12 protein-coding genes are annotated in these 18,127 nt (G+C 33.9%); 6 read left to right on the plus strand and 6 right to left on the minus strand.

Going from position 1 to position 18,127, the window contains the following annotated elements:
• Nucleotides 1-4 precede the first annotated feature (4 nt).
• The 4 genes from OZP08_RS02595 to OZP08_RS02610 all read right to left on the minus strand — a co-directional run bounded on the left by OZP08_RS02595 (nucleotide 5) and on the right by OZP08_RS02610 (nucleotide 7,470).
• Nucleotides 5-2,845, minus strand: a complete 2,841-nt coding sequence (locus tag OZP08_RS02595; protein WP_281322908.1) for a TonB-dependent receptor — start codon at nucleotides 2,843-2,845, stop codon at nucleotides 5-7.
• Between the two features lie 302 nt (nucleotides 2,846-3,147).
• Nucleotides 3,148-4,995, minus strand: coding sequence for a glutamine--fructose-6-phosphate transaminase (isomerizing) (gene glmS / locus OZP08_RS02600; protein WP_268848204.1), 1,848 nt, complete (start codon nucleotides 4,993-4,995; stop codon nucleotides 3,148-3,150).
• Between the two features lie 9 nt (nucleotides 4,996-5,004).
• A complete protein-coding gene (gene bamH / locus OZP08_RS02605) occupies nucleotides 5,005-6,642 on the minus strand; it encodes a BamH family beta-barrel-assembly machinery protein (protein ID WP_268848205.1) in 1,638 nt (545 codons plus the stop codon).
• Between the two features lie 21 nt (nucleotides 6,643-6,663).
• Nucleotides 6,664-7,470 carry a glycogen/starch synthase gene (locus OZP08_RS02610; protein WP_268848206.1) on the minus strand — a complete coding sequence of 269 codons (807 nt, stop codon included), beginning with the start codon at nucleotides 7,468-7,470 and terminating at the stop codon, nucleotides 6,664-6,666.
• A gap of 78 nt (nucleotides 7,471-7,548) precedes the next feature.
• On the opposite strand from OZP08_RS02610, the gene panC reads away from it, so the two are divergent.
• The 5 genes from panC (at nucleotide 7,549) to OZP08_RS02635 (ending at nucleotide 13,867) form a co-directional block, all read left to right on the plus strand.
• The gene (panC, locus tag OZP08_RS02615) at nucleotides 7,549-8,427 is read left to right on the plus strand and encodes a pantoate--beta-alanine ligase (RefSeq protein WP_281322909.1); all 879 of its coding nucleotides are present in this window, start codon (nucleotides 7,549-7,551) and stop codon (nucleotides 8,425-8,427) included.
• Between the two features lie 6 nt (nucleotides 8,428-8,433).
• Nucleotides 8,434-8,784 (plus strand): aspartate 1-decarboxylase, encoded by a 351-nt coding sequence (panD, locus tag OZP08_RS02620; protein WP_268848207.1) that lies wholly within the window; start codon nucleotides 8,434-8,436, stop codon nucleotides 8,782-8,784.
• Between the two features lie 286 nt (nucleotides 8,785-9,070).
• The gene (locus OZP08_RS02625; protein ID WP_281322910.1) at nucleotides 9,071-10,345 is read left to right on the plus strand and encodes an alpha/beta hydrolase; all 1,275 of its coding nucleotides are present in this window, start codon (nucleotides 9,071-9,073) and stop codon (nucleotides 10,343-10,345) included.
• A gap of 2 nt (nucleotides 10,346-10,347) precedes the next feature.
• On the plus strand, nucleotides 10,348-11,709 hold the full coding sequence (gene radA / locus OZP08_RS02630; protein WP_268848210.1) for a DNA repair protein RadA: 1,362 nt from the start codon (nucleotides 10,348-10,350) through the stop codon (nucleotides 11,707-11,709).
• Between the two features lie 196 nt (nucleotides 11,710-11,905).
• Nucleotides 11,906-13,867, plus strand: coding sequence for a transglycosylase domain-containing protein (locus tag OZP08_RS02635; RefSeq protein ID WP_281322911.1), 1,962 nt, complete (start codon nucleotides 11,906-11,908; stop codon nucleotides 13,865-13,867).
• 141 nt (nucleotides 13,868-14,008) lie between these two features.
• On the opposite strand, the gene OZP08_RS02640 is transcribed toward OZP08_RS02635, so the two are convergent.
• Together OZP08_RS02640 and OZP08_RS02645 are read right to left on the minus strand one after the other, a co-directional pair.
• Nucleotides 14,009-14,755 (minus strand): LytR/AlgR family response regulator transcription factor, encoded by a 747-nt coding sequence (locus OZP08_RS02640; RefSeq protein ID WP_268848212.1) that lies wholly within the window; start codon nucleotides 14,753-14,755, stop codon nucleotides 14,009-14,011.
• Nucleotides 14,752-16,572, minus strand: coding sequence for a tetratricopeptide repeat-containing sensor histidine kinase (locus OZP08_RS02645; protein ID WP_281322912.1), 1,821 nt, complete (start codon nucleotides 16,570-16,572; stop codon nucleotides 14,752-14,754). The genes OZP08_RS02640 and OZP08_RS02645 overlap by 4 nt, the downstream gene beginning before the upstream one ends.
• A 391-nt stretch (nucleotides 16,573-16,963) precedes the next feature.
• Between OZP08_RS02645 and OZP08_RS02650 the strand changes: the two genes are divergently transcribed.
• Nucleotides 16,964-18,124, plus strand: a complete 1,161-nt coding sequence (locus OZP08_RS02650; protein WP_281322913.1) for a vWA domain-containing protein — start codon at nucleotides 16,964-16,966, stop codon at nucleotides 18,122-18,124.
• The last annotated feature ends 3 nt before the right edge of the window (nucleotides 18,125-18,127 follow it).

Here is an 18,127-nt window from a genome sequence, read left to right on the forward strand (position 1 = left end):
ATTTTTACGGATTAATTGTCAATGAAGCAAACCATTGCTGACCAATAGCTCCAGAACCAATTACTTGGATATAATCTTTACCCCCAATATTGGTAGCTCCCACTTTTAAAATAGACTTCAATTTTGGTATACTATAATTTACTTGCGCATCAAAAACTGTTGTTTCCTCAATCATTCCATCTGCAAATGAAGATTGCCATAAATATTCCGTATTCCATCTAACATTAGCATTGAATCCAAAATTCTTGAACAATTTAGGATTTCCTATCGAACCTTTCACTTTATGTTTTGGTGTATTAAATCCAGTTACAAATCCTGGATCATCTGATTGATCAAAATCAAGTTGTGCATAATTATAATTCACACCTACTTCAAAATCTTTGTATACTTTTTTCGATATACCAACCCCAAAACCAAGAGAAGACACATCTGCCTCTGTATTTGTATACACTTGATACACTCTTCTATCTCCATATGAAAGAGCTGCTAATGTCATTGCCGTTTCAGGATTAGTAAAATCAGCACCTACTTTTCCATAGTAAGGTCCAACCACCCTAGCAGTATTCAAGAAATTATTATAGATATTATAATACCCATTTATATCAATAGACAAATCATTATTAATAACCGTACGATATCCAGCTTCAAAAGCGTGCACCTCTTCTGGCTTCACTAAATTAACATCAGCCACTTGTAACAATGCAGCTGCAGCAGGAACATTTGACGGATTTGCAGCAATTGCCGCTCCAAATGCCTGAACAGAAGTCAAAGTATAAGCATTATGATAAGCATTTTGACCATTCATTGTAACCGTAGGCGTAACACCTGGCAATGCTTGTCCCGAAGCACTTACATTAAAAGTTTCTGAATAACGATCTAAATTTTCTGGTGCAGATCCTATTAATGCATACGGCCCTAAATCTAAACCAATATATTGATCTTGCGTAGTCGGATTTCTAAAACCAGTTTGGTAAGACACCCTAAAATTGTGCGTTTTATTGGCTCCTGCAGAATAAACAAACGATACTCTTGGAGAAACTTTTCCGTCGAAGTTTTGACTTTTATCATAACGAATGGAAGCCACTAATTTCAAACGATCATCCATAAACAACTTAGATCCTTGTGCATAGGCTCCAAATTCATTATAACGAATAGGACCATCATAATCTGTAAAAATGGTACCTTCAGAATTCATTTCATATTGGCGTGCTGAGCCCCCAACTTGGATTTCAGCAAATTTTATCATGTCTTTAAAATTATAATTCACATCTGAATGGTATATTTTTGAATGATCAATAAATTTTGCTCCTTTCGTAAAATCAGGATTACTAATAATAGAAGCTAATGCATTATTAAATTCCGGAGAACCAACAGCAAATCTCGCTCCTCTTGGTGCTTCAGGATTAGCAGGATCAATATTTGGAGTCAATCCTAAACCTGGCGAAAGATTATTATCCGCAAAGTTTCTAGCATAATTCGCTGCATCATTTGCATTTAACCCCAATACTGCCTCAGACAACTGAAAAGATTTAGCATAATCCGTAAACCAGTTTGTATCTGATTTTGCCGCTCTGTTTACATTCAATCCAGCAAAACGCATATCATAAGAATTTCCAGCATCTTCTGCAGAACGGTAGGCTCTTATAAAAAAGTTTTTCCCTTTCGCTTCTAATTTGATTTGACTCATAAAGAAATCATCCAATGCGTATCTATTTGCTCCTTGGTATATTGTACTTCCTAAACCAATTTTGTATTGAAGAATAATCTCAGTATCATTTTCCCACGGTTTAAAATTCAAAGAGAAATCAGCTTTAACACTATGTACTTTGTTATCTGTTAAATCTTGCTCACGATACCCCGTTCTACTTACTTGTCCAACATTGGCAATAAACGTACTAGCCTCATCCCCATACAAATTCAACCCATCATAGTTTTGATTTCCGTCGTGTCCAATTGAACCACCCGTCATACTTCTTTGATCATTAGCAATCCACTCTGTAGCTCGCATAAAATTAAAATTGGCCTTAACCGCAAAATGCTTAGTAAAAGCAGTAGCTGCTCTTATCCCCATATCAAAATAATCATTTGTTCCCGCTGCATCTTGAGAAGTCTGTCCGTACTTTACATAAGAACTAACCCCTTGATAAACAAAAGGACTTTTACTATTCATAAACAAAATACCATTAAATGCATTGGCTCCATATAATGCTGAAGACGCTCCAGGCAAAAGTTCTACACTTGCAACATCTAAATCCGAAAGACCAATTAAGTTACCCAAAACAAAATTTAACGCTGGCGATGAATTATCCATCCCATCCACCAACTGCATAAATCGAGTATTACCAACAGCAGCAAAACCTCTTGTATTTACTGTTTTAAAAGAGATACTACTTGTATTAAACTGCACTTCTTTTAAATTTTCCAAACCATCATAAAAAGTAGGAGCGGTAGTGCTTTTCACATCTCTAATCCCCATTCTCTCAATAGTAACTGGTGACTGAAGCACTTTTTCTGGTGCTCTAGATGCAGAAACCACAATTTCATTGAGTTTTGTTTCTTCAGCATGAAGCTGCACTTTAATTTTTTGAGTAATCGACTCTACACTTACACGTGAGGACATATATCCAACACTAGTAACCTCAATCGAAAAAGGAGGCTTTTGCATTGTAACTAATGTAAAAGAGCCTTCAAAATTAGTGACAGCTCCCTCCTTTGCTCCAACTACAGTAATATTCACACCTGGAATCGGCTGATTATTTTCATCTGTTACTACACCTGTAATAGAATTTTGAGCAAAAGACACACCACAAAAGAATAATGTTAAAAAAAGCAAATACAATCTCATTTGGTTAAGTTTTATTGGTTAATGGCAGCAAATTACACTTATTTTTTAATTATCAGCAGCAAAACATAAAAAAAATAAAATAATTACTAATAAAACAACATCAAAATAAATAATTCAATATATGATAAAATTGCATTTTTAATAAAAATTTAGTAGTAAATTCTTAAAAAATATTATGCATACATAACAATAATGTAATTATATTAAATAAATCTTAAAATTTCATTGATTCAACAAAAAAATAAAAACCAAAAAAAAAGCGAGAAATCAATCCCGCTTTTTTATAAAATATTATAAATCAATTATTCAACTGTAACAGATTTTGCTAAATTTCTTGGTTGATCAACATTACAATCTCTCATAACTGCAATATGATAAGATAATAATTGCAAAGGTATAGTTGTAATCAACGGAGATAATGCATCTGAAGTTTCTGGAATTTCGATCACATAATCAGCCAAATCACGAACTTGAGTATCACCTTTGGTTACTACCGCGATAATTTTACCACTTCTAGACTTTATTTCCTGTATGTTACTTACAATTTTATCGTAATGTCCTTGTTTTGGAGCAATTACTATAACCGGCATATGCTCATCTATTAAAGCGATTGGTCCGTGCTTCATTTCGGCAGCTGGATAACCCTCAGCATGGATATAAGATATCTCTTTTAGCTTCAAAGCTCCTTCTAATGCTACTGGGAAATTATAACCACGTCCTAAATACAAGCAATTAGGCGCATCTTTAAATACTGCAGCAATCTCTTTTGCCTTTTCATTTGTCTCTAAAGCTTCTTTTACTTTTTCAGGAATTATTTCTAATTCTTGCAAGTACATCTGGAAATCAGAATGTGACAATGTCCCTTTAGCCTTAGCCAAACGCAACGCAATCATTGTTAGCACTGTAATTTGAGTTGTAAACGCTTTTGTCGAAGCAACTCCAATTTCAGGACCAGCATGTGTGTAAGCTCCTGCATGAGTTTCTCTAGAAATAGAAGACCCAACTACATTACAAACTCCAAAAACAAATGCTCCGTGTTCTTTTGCTAATTTTATAGCTGCCATGGTATCTGCGGTTTCTCCTGATTGAGATATCGCAATAACAACATCCTTACTATTAATAATTGGATTTCTGTATCTAAATTCAGAAGCGTACTCTACCTCTACCGGAATTCGAGTAAACTCTTCAATTATATATTCAGCTACCAAACCAGCGTGCCAAGAAGTACCACACGCTACAATTAAAATTCGATCAGCATTCAACAATCTCTCCAAGTTGTCTTCAACACCTGCCATTTGAATAAGACCCTCATTAGCATGAAGTCTACCTCTGTAAGTATCTTTTATAACACTAGGTTGCTCATAAATTTCTTTTAGCATAAAGTGATCATAACCTCCTTTTTCTATTTGCTCCAAATTCATTTGAAGCTCCTGAATATAAGGATCAACTATCGAATCATCCTTAATTTTACGGATTTTCATCGGTTTATGCAATCTGATATTTGCCATTTCTCCATCTTCCAGATAAATAGCATTTGAGGTATACTCAATAAAAGGCGAAGCATCTGAAGCAACAAAATATTCACCTTCTCCTACACCAATAGCTAATGGGCTACCTAAACGAGCAGCCACAATTTCATTAGGATTCTTTTTATCAAAAACAGCAATTGCATAAGCACCCACTACCTGGTTCAAAGCAATCTGAACTGCCTTTCCTAGTTTTAGATTTTCATTTTTTTGAACTTCTTCAATCAAGTTTATTAAAACTTCTGAATCGGTATCTGAATGAAAAGTGTATCCACGTTTTATTAATTCCACTTTCAATGGAGCATAATTTTCTATAATTCCATTGTGAACTATAGCTAAATCTCCAGAATTGGAAAGATGAGGATGCGAATTCACATCATTTGGCACTCCATGAGTAGCCCATCTCGTATGACCTATCCCAATAGCACCACTCGTAGTTATTTCTTTAGAAACTCTTTCTTCTAGATCAGTAACTTTTCCTTTTGTTTTAGACAACTTTATTGTTTTGTCATCAAACAACATCACACCCGCACTATCATACCCTCTGTACTCTAACCTCTTCAATCCTTTTATTACAATAGGATAAGCCTCTCTATAACCAATGTAACCAACGATTCCACACATAATATTCCCTTAATTAGCTTTAGTATAATAAATTTCCAATTTTAATCTTTTATCCGCTGGAACAGCTGAAGTTCCTCCATACACTATTGAACCCAACGGATTCATCACAGAAGCCTTTGGAGCTTGTGTAGGAAACGGATTTGTACCTTTTAAATAACCGAAGTTAGAATTATTAATATCTTCAGTTACCACAAGTCCTATTTGCACATTCTTAGAATCTAAATTTTTAATTAGATTCCTTACATGATTTGTAATTCTAAATTTATAATAATATCCTCCTGCATCTTTAGCAAGGATACCTCCAAAAACATATTTAGAATTTTTAGAATTAGAACTTACAACACTATTATCCCCGTAATCAATTAACACCTTATTGTTTGTAAAATCATACAAATAAATTCTTTGCGACATAAGACTAGTACCCATAGCTGCCGCATTAACATGAAAAACCAAATTAGCCTCATTAATTAAATACTTATTGGCTCTCATTAGATCTATTTCATCTGCAACACCATTTGGAGCTCCAGCAACACCATCAGAACCATAATTATCAGGACCGAACAAATTCAGAATAGCCATTGACCCTTCACCTCCCTTTAAATATAGATTATTATCTCCAACAACTTTATCTATATTAGCTGGGTTAGTAGCATTTGTATAATCCGCATTAGTATTACTCTGAGTCAACAAACTAACCGATCTTAAAGGTTCAGCAGTAGTCCCAGACATATTTAAAACTAAAGTTTTTTCAACTTGTGCACCCACACCATTTGTTACTACAGTCTCTTCGTATGTTATAGTAATATTACCGCCTTTAAAATTAATCATATTAAGATTTCCAGAATTGCTCCCAGAATCTTCAATATTAAAATACAATCCTCTAAAATAGTCTTCAAACAAATCATTTGTTGACAAAGATGCAGCTGGCGCCTTCAATATCTTACTCTCAAAAAAAGCTTCATTCAAATTCAAACGCATTGCAGGAGGATTTTTTGTCGTAGTAACAACCTGAGTTTTTGGATCCGTTGTTGTTGTAGTATACTCTGCATCAGAGAAAAAGAATTGATCATTTTGTTCTGAATTCGGATCATCATTTAAACGCGCACCAACTTTTACTTGCTCAAACCCAGAATTTTGATCCGTATAATATTTTTGAGGCTTTAAAAATTGTTCTTCAGGATCTAAATTTCTCATATAATAACCCGATTCATAAACACTTAGTTTCATCCTAGCCCTATCAGGTCCATATATAGAATCTAAGACATAAACATGACTTCCGTCTTCGTTAGTAACTGTCTTAGTTTTATCATAAAAATAAGGAATAGTCAAAACTACACTTTTAATTTTGGCTGACGCATCTATAGCAGTACCAGGAGCACTTAAATTTACTTGTGTAACAAAATTAGCCGTTGTGGTTCCAAACGAAGGATTATAATAGGATCCCAAAGCATTTACTGGAAGATCATCGGATTGAATTGGACCGATTTTTTGATTGTAAGCAATAACTGCTGATTCGGATTTAAGGAGATCGAATGAACTATCTCCAATCAAGTCTGCGCCTATTACATTATATTCTTTATCACATGAATTAAAAAGGACAATAAATAAAAGAAATGGAATCGTTTTAAAAAAAGATTTTTTGAGCATGTTTCTACGTAAAATTTTGATTTATAGGAGCATATTTTTATAGAATTCCGTGTATGCAGCGGAGAAACTATCTTTCGAAACCAAAGGTAAAAAAGGTTTTCCTGAAGATTCTATAAATTTTGTTAAACTTGAAGACAGCCCATCTGAAGCAATTATTACTGCATCCGAATTCAAAACTGTAGTTTTCATGATGTTTTCGAAATCTGGCACTTCTAAGTCTGAAATAGCTTCTGCAGGTACCCCATCAAATTTCACTTTATTAATCATACCGATATCTAAAGTCCCATCAAAAGACTGAGCATATACCGATGTAACTATTTTAGTATCGGAAAACAAAGCTTCATTTTTATAAAAATGTTTCATATATACGGGCAACATCGCTGCCATCCAACCATGAACATGTATAATATCTGGAACCCAGTTCAATTTTTTAACGGTTTCAACTACTCCTTTTGCAAAGAATATAGCACGCTCATCATTATCAGGATACATTACCCCTTCCTCATCTGCAAAAGTTGCTTTTCTTTTAAAATACTCATCATTATCGATAAAATATACTTGTATTCTTTCTTTAGGAATTGAAGCTACTTTGATAATTAGTGGCATGTCTAAATCATTCACGACCAAATTCATCCCAGAAAGACGAATCACTTCATGCAATTGGTGTCTTCTTTCGTTAATATTTCCATACCTTGGCATAAAAATTCGAATTTGACCTCCTTGATCATTAATCATTTTTGGCACGTCATAAGACATTAATGAAACCTCATTTTCAGCTAGATAAGGTACAACTTCAGATGATACGTATAATATCCTCTTATCTTTCATAGTATGAATCAATTAATTAATTGGCAATAAAAACCACGCAAAATTACAAAAATTTATGCAGTTATAGACTAAAATATTATGTTTGCATCTAATTTAAACAAAACTACCATGCCTGTTTTCTATGAAAAAGTAGCTTTAATCGACTATTTATCTTCAATTAAGACTACAAATTCTACTATAGGTTTTGTTCCTACAATGGGTGCTTTACACGAAGGGCATCAGTCGTTAATGCGCCAATCTACTAAAGAAAATGACAGAACTGTTGTTAGTATCTTTGTAAATCCAACACAATTTAACAATCCTGAAGACTTAGCAAAATACCCTCGCAATTTAGAGTCAGATATAACTAAAATTTTTAGTGTAAATTCAGAAATTATAATTTATGCTCCATCTGTTGATGACATCTACGAAGGAAAAACCTTAGCTCAATCATTTAGTTTTGACGGGCTGGAAGAAAAGATGGAAGGAAAATTTAGGCCTGGGCATTTTGACGGTGTTGGTACCATCGTAAAACGCTTATTTGAGATTGTAAATCCTACAAATGCTTATTTTGGCGAGAAAGATTTTCAGCAGTTACAGATTGTTAAAAAAATGACAGAAAAGAACAATCTGAAAGTTAATATTATTGGTTGCCCAATTTTTAGAGAAACCAACCAACTTGCTATGAGTTCTAGAAATGAACGCTTAACTTTGCAAGAGCGAGAAGAAGCTTCAATCATTTACAAAACATTAGAAGCTGCTAAAACAAAATTCAATAGCGAAAGTGCCACAAAGATTACTGCTTGGGTAAAAAAAGAATTTGAAAAAAATAATTCCTTTACCTTAGAATACTTTGAAATTGCTGACGAAGCCACGCTTTCGACATGTATTAGAAAAAATAAAAATAAAAAATACCGTGCTTTTATTGCGGTATTTGTAAACAACATTCGATTAATCGACACTATTTCATTAAATTAAAATGCCATGCACATTCAAGTAGTAAAATCAAAAATACATCGTGTAAAAGTTACTGGAGCCGATTTAAATTATATCGGGAGTATCACAATCGATGAAGCATTACTAGAAGCCTCCAACATTATTGAAGGAGAAAAAGTTTCTATTGTTAACATTAATAACGGAGAACGTTTTGATACTTACGCCATTGTAGGAGAAAAAAACTCAGGAATCATCACTTTAAATGGTCCTGCTGCCCGTAAAGTACAAAAAGATGATATAATCATCATAATATCTTATGCTTTACTTGAATTTGAAGAAGCCAAAACTTTCAAACCATGGATTATTTTCCCAAATGAAAACGACAATTCATTGACCTAAAAAAACTAGAAATAAAAGAACCTTTCCGGTTCCAAGAATAACAACACAATATTCAAAATCTGCCCACGTTATTTGTGTCTGATTCCGTTTTGGCAATTTCATACCTACATGAAATAAATAAAACATAAGACATCATTTAGTTTTTCATTGTTATGAACCTACCCCCTTTTAGGCTCAACACTTTAAAACAAACAACCCGACAGAATTACTTACAATAACAAAATCAATTAAATAATTGACTATATTGCTTACCTGCTTTTTAAAATAAATTTTAGCCCCAAAACTTATGAAACATCTCTTTATAGCATTACTGAGTCTTATTTCAATTTCTTCTTTTTCTCAAACTAAAACCGAAAATTTTAATTCGAATAAATTAAAGGAATCCAGAGAAATTGTTATCTCATTACCTGCTTCTTACGAAAAGAACCCAACTAAAAAATATCCTTTATTAATTTTATTGGATGGTGATTATTTATTAAATCCTTTTAAATCAGCATTGAACTATGATACTTATTGGGATGATTTACCTGAAGTGATAATCGTAGCAATTAGCCAAAATAAAAAAGATGAAAGAGTAGCAGATTGTGGTAGTATTGATGAAACTTCTGGAATGCCAGAAGGAAAAAGTATAGATTTTTATGATTTCATAGCACTTGAACTTCTCCCACATATACAACACGATTATAGAACCACAAATTTTAAGATTATTGCAGGGCACGACACAACCGCAGCTTTTTTAAATTACTTTTTGTATAAAGATGTTCCTTTATTTCATGCCTATATCTCATTAAGCCCTGAATTACCTCAAGGTATGGAGCAACAAATTCCAGAAATACTATCATCATTAAAACAACCTATTTTTTACTATTTGTCTACAGCAGATGGTGACGAAAAGAATATGCAAGAAAAAATTCAACAACTGGATAATAAAATCAAAGAAATCAAAAATCCAGATTTGAATTATAAGTTTGAAAATTTTAAAGACGCTTCGCATTTCTCTTTGGTCTTACATTCTATACCAAGTGCATTATACCAAATATTCTCAATAACACTACCAATAACACCTTTAGAATACGATAACAAAATAGTTACGCTAAAAGAGGGTTATACTGATTACTTGAAAAAAAAGTATGACATTATTGAAAATTCATTTGGAATAAAGAAAACGATTCGAATCAATGATTTCAAAGCAATTGAAGCTGCAATTATGCATAACAAAGACTATAATGACTTAGATGCATTAGCAATTCTTGCCGATAAAAATTACCCAAAAAGCATGTTGGGAGACTATGAATTAGCAACCATGTTTGAGCAAAAAGGTGATAATCCTAGAGCTGTTCGCTATTATATGTCAGGATTTAATAAAGAAGAAATCGCGGATCTTACTAAAGACATGATGTTTGCCAAAGCTGAAGAGTTGAAAAAAACCTTTGCTAAAAAGCCAAAAATAAAAGGAAAAGTTGGTCAAGAAACAGATTCTAAAAAAGAAACTATTGAAGAAACTCCAGCATCCGAAACCCCTGCGACAGAAACTCCTGTAACAGAAGAAAAAAAGCAATAATAATGGCTAAAGTAAAAACAACATTTTTTTGCCAGAATTGCGGTGCACAATATGCCAAATGGCAAGGTCAGTGTAATTCTTGCAAAGAATGGAATACTATTGCCGAGGAAATCATTCAAAAACAAGAAAAAGTTGCCTGGAATAGCGATTCATCTTCTAGTGGTAAAGCCCCAAAACCTTTAAGAATAAACGAAATTGACAGCACCGAAGAAATTCGACTGAATACTACCGACGGGGAACTCAACAGAGTACTTGGTGGTGGAATCGTTCCTGGCTCTCTCACTCTTTTAGGAGGTGAACCTGGTATTGGGAAAAGTACCCTTTTATTGCAAATTTCTTTAAAGTTACCTTATAAAACATTATACGTTTCGGGAGAAGAAAGTCAAAAGCAAATCAAGATGCGCGCTGAACGTATCACTCCCAATGGAGATAATTGCTACATCCTTACTGAAACCAAAACACAGAATATTTTCAAACAAATTGAAACTATTCAGCCTGAAATTGTCATAATCGATTCAATTCAGACTTTACATACTGATTATATAGAATCAACTTCCGGAAGTATTTCTCAAATACGAGAAACCACTGCAGAACTGATTAAGTTTGCCAAGGAAACCAATATACCAGTAATTTTAATTGGACATATTACTAAAGACGGAACAATTGCCGGTCCAAAAATTCTAGAGCATATGGTAGACACAGTGCTTCAATTTGAAGGTGATCGAAATCATGTCTATCGTATTTTGCGTTCACTGAAGAACCGTTTTGGTTCTACTGCCGAAATTGGAATTTACGAAATGCTTGGCAGCGGATTAAGAGAAGTATCTAATCCTTCCGAAATATTAATTTCACACAAAAACGAAGAACTGTCCGGAACAGCTATTGCTACAACACTCGAGGGCATGCGCCCCTTGATGATCGAAATACAATCACTAGTGAGTACTGCTGTTTATGGAACTCCACAACGAAGCACCACGGGTTACAATGCCAAAAGACTAAATATGATTTTGGCTGTTTTAGAAAAAAGAGCTGGTTTCCGATTGGGAGCTAAAGACGTTTTCCTGAATATAACTGGTGGAATCTCTGTAGACGACCCAGCCATCGATTTGGCAGTAGTAGCCGCAATTTTATCATCTAATGAAGATATTCCAGTCAATAAAGACTTTTGCTTTGCAGGCGAAGTTGGTCTTTCGGGCGAAATACGTCCTGTAAACCGAGTAGATCAGCGCATTCAAGAAGCTGAAAAATTAGGGTTTTCGACCATTTTTGTGTCCAAATACAACAAGATAGCTTTAAAAAATCCTGGAATAAAGATTCAATTGGTTGCCAAAATTGAAGACGTAGCCAGTCAATTATTCGGATAGAATAAAAGGCTAATACGTAGTAAATCCAGTTATTAAGTTTAACATCGATTTCACAAATTCACACAGATTTATTTCTGTAAATTTGTGAAATTGCATAAAAAAATCGGTATTAGTATTGATGTCATTTAATTGGCAAATTCAACGCATACTTATACCTTGATAAAAATTATAAAAAATATTTTCCATTTCAATAAATATGAGAACCACTAAACAAAAGATCCTCCTAACTTCCAAAATTATTGGAGTAGTTTTCATTCTTCTCATTATTGGTTTTCTCGTGTTTAGAAACGAATTGCTAAATCAAGCCATTGATAAAGTTTCGACTACCATGAATCTGGAATACAACAGTTCTTTTGTCATAAAAAAAGCTTCTTTTAATGGACTTTCCGGAATAGAACTGGAAGAAATAACCTTAGCACCAAAAAATTTGGACACGCTTTTTAAAATTCAAAAAATAAAAACAAGCGTCAATTTATTGCATTTATTCATTGGTGATGTTCAACTCGGGACTCTAGAAATCAAAAATGGAAATGTCCTGTTAACTAAAAAAGGTAATGTCAAGAATTTTGGTGCCTTCTTGAAAAAAGACAAAAACGAACCAAAAACAACTAAAAAAAGAGATTATGCGGAATTTGCCTATCGCATCATTACTAAAATTCTCAATTTGGTTCCAACAGACATGACCCTTGACAATTTAGTTTTCAAACTAGACGATAATGGAAAAAAGGCAACTATTAACATCAAAAAACTAACCTTATTTAAAAGCAAATTAGAATCTTCTATAGATGTACAAACCAATACTTTTACACAAAGATGGAGAATAAATGGTTTTGCTGACCCAAGAAATAAAAAAGGTGACATCCGATTTTTCAATATAGATACTGGTGCCATCAAAGTTCCATATTTTGACGAACGTTATAATCTAAAAGCCAGTTTTGACTCAATTAGATTAAAAGTTCAAAACATCGACATGAGTCATGGAGAATTGCATCTAGATGGTTTCACCTCGATTACGAACCTAAAAATGAACCATAAACGAATTGCCAATAAAGATGTAGTCATCAAAAACGCAAGATTTGATTATCGTTTCTTGTTGGGGTCTGATTTCATTTCTATAGATAGTAGTTCAACTATCCAATTCAATAAAATCAAATTACATCCTTACTTATCCTATAACACCGAAAAAGATACGGTTTATAAACTCAAAGTTGCTATCCCGAAAATGAGAGCTCAAGATTTCATCACTTCTCTTCCTGATGGATTGTTTACCCATTTTCAAGGTATGGAAGCTACTGGAGGTTTTGATTATAAATTGGATTTCATGTTCAATAAAAACAAACCGAATACCATTGTTTTCAAGAGTAACATAAACAAACAAAATCTAAACATAATCAAATACGGAAATATTGATCTAGCCAAACTAAACGGAGAATTCACTTATCGAGCAATTGATAATGGCGTGCCTCAACGTCCAATATTTGTTGGCTCAAGCAATCCGTATTACACGCCTTTCGATCAAATTTCGCCATATTTACAAAAATGTGTTTTGACCTCAGAAGATCCGTCTTTTATGTCACATCACGGTTTTATAAACGAAGCCTTCAAACAATCTATTCTTAAAAACATTCGTACCAAAAAGTTTTCTCGCGGAGCGAGTACCATAAGTATGCAATTGGTCAAAAATGTATTCCTTACCAGAGAAAAAACCTTATCGAGAAAACTGGAAGAAATCCTTTTGGTATACATCATAGAAAACAACCGAATCACGAGCAAACAACGTATGCTGGAGGTTTATTTCAACATTATCGAATGGGGTCCAAATGTATATGGAATAGGTGAAGCTGCGGAATTTTATTTCCAGAAAAAACCAGCCGATCTAAATGTACGCGAATGTTTATATCTAGCAACAATTATCCCAAAACCAAAGAAATTCATGTGGCAATTTGATCAGGAAGGTTTGCAAAAATCTTATGCAACCAAACAACAGGCATTCTTGAGAAACCTCATGTTCCGCCGCGGGTTGTTAGTTCCTGAAGATACAATAGGTCTGTCGGCTCCAGTAACGCTTACAGGACGTGCACATTCCTTATTGAACATCAAAGTGAAGGATACAACTGTTATTGATTCTATAGCAGTTAAAGAAGAGTTTGATTTTTAAAATAATATTACACAAAGACACACGAAGAAGAACAGGAAGTCACACAAAGAACTTTTTTAAAACTTAAAAAAACTTTGTGGATCTCTGTGCCGCTTTTGCACGTCTTCTCGAAATGTTTTTTAAACTGTTTTTATCAATTAACTATTTAAAATTCTTCAGGAAATCCTCTTTATACGTTGGAGAAACCTCAATTTCTGTGGTGTCATTCAAGGTGATAATACCGCCTTTGTTATACGATTTCACACAGTTCAAATTGATAATATGGGATTTGTGAACGCGTATAAAAGGCAAGGGTAAGATTTCTGAAAAGTGTTTCAAAAAGCGGCATACCATTTTTTTATCTCCGTTATGAAGATACAAGTCGGTGAAATTACCATTGCCCCGAAGACGAACTATTTCCTCCATTTTTACAACTTCAAAACCTTCAAGTGTTGGCAAAATCACCTGTTGCTTTTCGGGTTTAGCTTCCTGAAAATTGGCAACAATTATCTTATTCCTATTAAAAATCTCGTGATTAAGGATTTGATGGTGCACTTTATTTACCGCAACAATTAATTCTTCAATACTGATGGGTTTTAGCAAATAATACGCTGCACTCTGATTTAAAGCTCTCAAAGAATATTCCGAAAAAGCCGTTACAAAAATAGTCTCAAAATGCAAATCTTTACAGGCTTCTAAAACATCAAAAGCATTCCCGAAAGGCATTTCGACATCCAGGAAAACCAACTGTGGTTGCAATTCATGCAACAAAGGAACTGCTTCTTTTATGTTTTGTGCTTCGCCAATGACCTCAACTTGCGGACAATACTTGCTCAAATAATTCTTGAGTACTTCACGAGCCGCCAATTCGTCTTCGACAATAACACTTTTTATCTTTTGAAAATTCATCCTATTTTATCAATTAATGGAAAAATAATTTCGACTACCGTTCCTGTTTCTGGAAGAGCTTTCTCCGAAATTTGAAAAACAATATTCTTTTTGTACAGCTCATTAAGCAAACTAATACGCTCTTTCGTATTACTCATTCCCCGCGATTGATGCGCTTTTTGATTAGTCGTTTTCAGCTCTTGGCTTTTGGCTAAACCAATTCCGTTGTCTTCAATACGGACCACCACTTTCTCATTCGTTAATTGAACTTGCAATTGTAATAATCCTTTGGCTTCCAAATAACGCAAACCATGCCAGATAGAATTCTCTAAATGTGGCTGAATAATCATATTTGGCACCATAGTCCTTTCTGAATCCAATTCTGGATCAACACTAATCTTGAAATCAAACTTATCATGAAAACGCAAATGTTCCAATTCTAAATACTTTTTCAATTGCTCCAATTCGTTATCCAATGTAACGAAATCCTTGTTGGAATTCTCCATCGTATTTCGCATCAAATTAGAGTAGGAAGTCAAGTATTTATTGGCTTCCCGCTCTTTATTTTCGGCTATAAACTGGTTAACACTATTAAGGCTGTTGAAAATAAAATGCGGATTCATTTCCCTACGCAACGATTGCAATGCTATTTCTTTATTTTTTGTTTTAATGGAAAAAAGCGTTTTTACAATCCATGAAAACAGCAATAAAAGCAAGGCTATTGAACCCAAAAGAAAATAATTAAAAGTGTTTTTCTTTGTAATTAGCTCATCCTTCAACAATTTTTCCTTTTCTAATTGACGAATTTTATCTTCACTAACCTGGAATGTTTTGGCATCAATCAGAGTCGTATCAGATTGTATTAATTGATCAAAATTTTGAAGAAATTGGTTATATAATTCCAAACTTTCTTTGTTATTCCCCTTTTCATTGTAATACTGAGTCAAAGAGGTCAAGCTCTTTTTGGCTTCGGCTGAATTTCCTTTTTGTAGTGCCAAAGTAAAAGCTTCTTTCAAAGCTGTGATGGCTTTGTTTGGTTCTTCTTTTTTGAAATAAAGAGTAGACAACGATTGTAATTGCTTGATTTGAGTAGTAAAATCCTGTTTGGTTTTGGCTTCCGCCAAAAGCTTTTCGTTAATACCAATTGCTTTGTCAAACTGGTTATCTGAAGCATACACTTTGGCAATTTCGTTATTAATTTTAATAATGGTTGCCGGCTTTCCTTTTGCATAAGCGAGTGCTTGATTGTAACTTTCTATAGCAACTTCCTTATTTTTTTGCTGAAGCGAGTTTTCGGCCTTTTTCACATATGCATCCGAAACCTCATCTTTTTTATTTTCCTTTTTGAGCAACTCTATATTCGAATCAACATAACCTGCTTGAGCTATGGGACTTGCTACAGAACGCAACCTATTGGCATCATTAGCATTTATTTTCTCTAGGCTTTTATCCTCGGCAATAGCACCTGCCACTTCATAATTCTTAATCGCCGATTCATAATTTTTTTGGGATTCCTGTACTTTGGCTAGACTTCTGGTTACACGGGTTTTATCATCTACCAATTTTAATTTGGTGTAGCTCGTAATTGCTTTTTTAAAATACTCTTCGGCTTTAGCATTATCTCCCTTATTTAGAAACTCATTAGCCAATCGCTCATAGTTTTGAGCAATCTGAGTTTCGTCATTATTGTCCAAAGATTTTTTCAAATCATTAGTCACCTTACGCATCTTAGAAGCAGGCATGGCTTTACTTTTGGATATAGTATCCTGTGCCACTGCTCCAAAAGGAAACAATAACAAGGAGAGAAGGAAGTAGAAATATATTGTTAGTAAGCGCATTTTTTAAGTTTCTAAGGCACTAAGAATCTAAGTTACTAAGATTCTTGTTGGATTAATAATAATTTGAAGCGGAAACATTTGGCATTCTTGCAAACATTAGGTCCCGCTTTCCGTTACAATCTCTTGTACTGAACCACAGTACAAGAGGATTTCCACTTCAATCGGGGCTAAGGAGAAAAATTAGGTTTTTTTGCCGGCATTAAAAAGCAAAAAAACTTTGAATCTTAGCAACTCAGCCACTTAGTTACTTTAATAAAACAAAGTAAAGTATTTTTAATTCCTTTTACAACTCGTTTCACCAAGTGGGAAACCCGTTTCACCATTTCTTCAAAAAAGGTGCTCTTTAAGTTTTTAAGTTTGGTCTATAATCAACTCTTAAAAACTAGAAATCATGAAATCGACTCTATTAATCACAGCACTTTTGGCAACGACATTCTCTTTTGCAAGTTGCAATTCTTCAAATGCGAAACCTATAAAAAACACAAGAATAGAAAATCCTAAAGCAAATGAAAACAACAAAATTCAAGTCGCGCTTTTATTAGATACTTCCAATAGTATGGATGGATTAATCGATCAAGCCAAATCTAGACTTTGGAACATTGTAAACACTTTGACTACGCTTAAATATTCTGGTAAAACTCCCGATATCGAAATTGCTTTGTATGAATATGGTAATGACGGATTAGCGCATCAATCCAATTATATTAGACAAGTTACACCGCTTACTACCGACTTGGATTTGATTTCCGAAAAATTATTCTCTTTAAGAACCAATGGTGGTAATGAATATTGTGGTGCAGTAATTCAAGATGCCACAAAGAAATTACAATGGGAAAAAGCAAGCAATAATATGAAACTCATCTATATTGCAGGAAACGAGGCTTTCAACCAAGGCGGAATAAACTATAAAGAAGCCATAAGTGATGCAATGAAAAATGATATTTATGTGAATACTATTTTTTGCGGAAGCAGCTCAGAAGGCATTAACTCCTTTTGGAAAGACGGTGCCGATTATGGAAAAGGAAAATACTTTAACATTGACTCTAACCAATCTGTGCAATACGTGTCAACGCCATATGACGATCAAATATCCAAATGCAATCTAAAGATAAATGACACCTATATTGGCTATGGAGCAAAAGGTTCTTCTAAAAAAATGAACCAAGAAGCTCAAGACAAAAATGCACAGGGTGTATCTGCTGCTAATTATGCCGAGCGTGCTGTAAGTAAATCTAAAGCGGTGTACAAAAATGATAGCTGGGACTTAGTGGATCGAGTAAAAGAAGACCCTAAAGCCATAGCAAAAATTAAAAAAGAAGAACTACCAGCTGAGCTTCAAAACAAATCTGAAGCCGAAGTAGAAATGATTGTTACCCAAAAAACAAAAGAAAGAGAAATGATTCAAAAAGAAATTGGGGATTTGGCCAAAAAACGTCAACAATATATTGATGCCGAAGCTAAAAAAACAAAATCACAAGACGATTTGGGGAATGCCATAAATACATCTATCGTGGCTTTGGCAAAAGCCAAAGGTTATACCGTAGAAAAATAAACA

It is taken from the genome of Flavobacterium aestivum (genome assembly GCF_026870175.2).
GTDB classification, from domain to species: domain Bacteria; phylum Bacteroidota; class Bacteroidia; order Flavobacteriales; family Flavobacteriaceae; genus Flavobacterium; species Flavobacterium aestivum.

Bases quoted from the DNA above. Each gene is read 5' to 3' on its own strand.
- glmS (WP_268848204.1), bottom strand. From the start codon at position 4,995: ATGTGTGGAATCGTTGGTTACATTGGTTATAGAGAGGCTTATCCTATT.
- OZP08_RS02645 (WP_281322912.1), bottom strand. From the start codon at position 16,572: ATGCGCTTACTAACAATATATTTCTACTTCCTTCTCTCCTTGTTATTG.
- OZP08_RS02610 (WP_268848206.1), bottom strand. From the start codon at position 7,470: ATGAAAGATAAGAGGATATTATACGTATCATCTGAAGTTGTACCTTAT.
- OZP08_RS02650 (WP_281322913.1), top strand. From the start codon at position 16,964: ATGAAATCGACTCTATTAATCACAGCACTTTTGGCAACGACATTCTCT.
- OZP08_RS02595 (WP_281322908.1), bottom strand. From the start codon at position 2,845: ATGAGATTGTATTTGCTTTTTTTAACATTATTCTTTTGTGGTGTGTCT.
- OZP08_RS02625 (WP_281322910.1), top strand. From the start codon at position 9,071: ATGAAACATCTCTTTATAGCATTACTGAGTCTTATTTCAATTTCTTCT.
- panC (WP_281322909.1), top strand. From the start codon at position 7,549: ATGTTTGCATCTAATTTAAACAAAACTACCATGCCTGTTTTCTATGAA.
- radA (WP_268848210.1), top strand. From the start codon at position 10,348: ATGGCTAAAGTAAAAACAACATTTTTTTGCCAGAATTGCGGTGCACAA.
- OZP08_RS02635 (WP_281322911.1), top strand. From the start codon at position 11,906: ATGAGAACCACTAAACAAAAGATCCTCCTAACTTCCAAAATTATTGGA.
- OZP08_RS02640 (WP_268848212.1), bottom strand. From the start codon at position 14,755: ATGAATTTTCAAAAGATAAAAAGTGTTATTGTCGAAGACGAATTGGCG.
- bamH (WP_268848205.1), bottom strand. From the start codon at position 6,642: ATGCTCAAAAAATCTTTTTTTAAAACGATTCCATTTCTTTTATTTATT.
- panD (WP_268848207.1), top strand. From the start codon at position 8,434: ATGCACATTCAAGTAGTAAAATCAAAAATACATCGTGTAAAAGTTACT.